Below are 2,515 nucleotides of genomic sequence, written 5' to 3'. Positions count from 1 at the left end.
GGGCGACCCCGGCCGGGGCGGCGAGCGCGGCGAGCAGCGCCGGCCGGCCGGGCCGGTCCCGGAGGAGGGCGACGGTGAGCGCGGCGACCAGCAGCGGCTGGGCGGCCCCGAGCACGGCCGCCGTGCCGCCGGGCAGCCGGTACGCGGCGACGAAGAGCAGCGGGAAGAACGCGCCGATGTTGAGCGCGCCGAGCAGGGCGGCCCGTCCCCACCAGATGCCGTGCGGCCGGCGGCGGGTCAGGGCGAGCAGCAGCAGGCCGGCCGGCAGGGCGCGGATCGCGCCGGACCAGAGCGGCCGGTCGGCGGGCAGCAGCTCGGCGGTGACCAGGTAGGTGGTGCCCCAGGTGGCCGGGGCGACCCCGGTGAGCACGACGTCGGTCCAACGGCGGGGCATGACGACCTTCTTCCCTCGCTGCTAAGTAGCTTAGCTCTAAGCTAGTCAGTGCCGAGTGAAAGGGGAAGTGCGAGGTGCGGCACAATCGACAGCCGTGGCAACGGACGACGTGGACCTGATCGTCGAGCAGTGGCGCCGGGAGCGGGCCGGCATGCGGCCCGAGCCGATGGCCGTCTTCGGCCGCATCTACCGGCTGGCCCGGCTGGTCGGCGACCGCCAGGAGAAGGTGTACGCCGGCTGGGGCATCGGCCGGGGCGAGTTCGACGTGCTCGCCGCGCTGCGCCGGTCCGGCGCGCCGTACACCCTGGCGCCGAAGGCGCTCGCGGCCTCGCTCATGCTCACCTCCGGCGGGATGACCGGCCGGCTCGACCGGCTGGAGCGGGCCGGGCTGGTCCGGCGCGCGCCCGACCCGGCGGACCGGCGGGCCCTGCGGGTCAGCCTCACCGACGCCGGCCGCCGGGTCGCCGAGGAGTCGGCCGAGGCCGGGCTGGAGGTGCAGCGGCGGATCCTCGACGCGCTGCCCCCGGCCGACCGGGACCGGCTGGCCGATCTGCTGCGCGCCCTGCTCGCCGCGGCCGAGGCGCAGACGCCGGATCAGGCAGGATGATCTCCGACGCCACCGACCGGAAGGACGGCCATGCCCGCCAGTGAACCGACCATCGTCGCCACCAGCATGGGTTTCTTCAGCCGGCACCGCGGCCCCTGGGACGCCCGGCCGAGCCAGCTCTTCGAGCTGATGGCCGACCTGGCGGGGGCCGGCGACGCGCCCCGGGTCTGCTACCTCAACCAGGCGGTCGGCGACCAGCCCACCTCGTTCACCGTCTTCTACGGCGCGTTCGCCGGCACCCGGTTCCGCCCCTCCCACCTGGCGCTCTACCCGATGCCCAACGTCGAGGACATCCGCGCCCACCTGCTCGCCCAGGACATCATCTGGGTGGGCGGCGGGAGCGTGGCCAACCTCTGCGCGGTGTGGCGGGTGCACGGCCTGCCGGACATCCTGCACGAGTGCTGGCAGGGCGGCGTGGTGCTCGGCGGGGTCTCCGCCGGGTCGATCTGCTGGCACCTCGGCGGCGCCACCGACAGCTACGGCCCCACCCTGCGCCCCTTCACCGACGGGCTGGGCTGGCTCCCGTACGGCAACGGCGTGCACTACGACAGCGAGGACCAGCGCCGGCCGCTCATGCACCGGCTGGTCGGCGACGGCACGCTGCCGACCAGCCACTGCACCGACGACGGCGTCGGGCTGGTCTACCGGGGCACCCGGCTGGCCGAGGCGGTCGCCGACCGGGAGGGCGTGGCCGCGTACGAGCTGACCCGCGCCGAGGACGGCACCGTGCGGGAGACCCGGATAGAGCCCCGGCTGCTGCCCGCCGGACCCGCCTGACCGTGGGGTCGGCCGACCTGCCTGCCCGGTACCGGCGGCGAACCGCGTAAGCTGGCTCGTCGTGAGTCTCACCATCGGCATCGTCGGCCTGCCCAACGTGGGCAAGAGCACCCTGTTCAACGCGCTGACCAAGAACGACGTGCTCGCCGCGAACTACCCGTTCGCCACCATCGAGCCGAACGTCGGCGTGGTCGGGCTGCCCGACGAGCGGCTGGCCAAGCTCGCGGAGATCTTCTCCTCGCAGAAGGTGCTGCCGGCGCCGGTCTCGTTCGTCGACATCGCCGGCCTGGTCCGGGGCGCCTCCAAGGGGCAGGGCCGCGGCAACGCGTTCCTGGCCAACATCCGCGACGCCTCGGCGATCTGCCAGGTGGTGCGGGCCTTCTCCGACCCGAACGTGGTGCACGTCGACGGCAAGGTCTCCCCGGCCGACGACATCGAGACGATCAACACCGAGCTGATCCTTGCCGACATCCAGACCCTGGAGAAGGCGCTGCCCCGGCTGGAGAAGGAGGCCAAGCTCCGCAAGGACCGGGCCGCCGCGGTCGAGGCCGCCAAGAAGGCCGTCGAGGTCCTCGACGGCGGCACCACCCTGTACGCGGGCGCCGCCGCCGCCAAGATCGAGCTGGAGCACCTGCGCGAGCTGCACCTGCTCACCACGAAGCCGTTCCTCTACGTCTTCAACGTCGACGAGGCCGAGCTGGGCAACGCCGAGTTCCTCGACGAGCTGCGCGGCCTGG

At 73.8% G+C, this 2,515-nt stretch carries 4 protein-coding genes; 3 read left to right on the top strand and 1 reads right to left on the bottom strand.

Annotated features, from left to right (window positions below; translation table 11 throughout):
* On the bottom strand, window positions 1-394 hold a 394-nt coding region (locus ACW0Q9_RS30205; RefSeq protein ID WP_456187126.1), incomplete at its 3' end, for an EamA family transporter.
* 94 nt (window positions 395-488) lie between these two features.
* Here ACW0Q9_RS30205 and ACW0Q9_RS30200 point away from each other — a divergent pair.
* The 3 genes from ACW0Q9_RS30200 to ACW0Q9_RS30190 all read left to right on the top strand — a co-directional run.
* Entirely contained in the window at window positions 489-1,001 is a 513-nt protein-coding gene (locus ACW0Q9_RS30200) for a MarR family winged helix-turn-helix transcriptional regulator (protein ID WP_456187125.1), read from the top strand.
* Window positions 1,002-1,031: 30 nt separating this feature from the next.
* Window positions 1,032-1,778 carry a Type 1 glutamine amidotransferase-like domain-containing protein gene (locus ACW0Q9_RS30195; RefSeq protein ID WP_456187123.1) on the top strand — a complete coding sequence of 249 codons (747 nt, stop codon included), beginning with the start codon at window positions 1,032-1,034 and terminating at the stop codon, window positions 1,776-1,778.
* Between the two features lie 61 nt (window positions 1,779-1,839).
* Window positions 1,840-2,515: GTPase (locus tag ACW0Q9_RS30190; RefSeq protein ID WP_456187121.1), on the top strand; the 676-nt coding region annotated here is incomplete at its 3' end.

The sequence above is a fragment of the Micromonospora sp. I033 genome (assembly GCF_053890995.1).
Note: the sequence above shows the minus strand (reverse complement) of the source record. Positions and strands in the feature narration are given on the sequence as shown.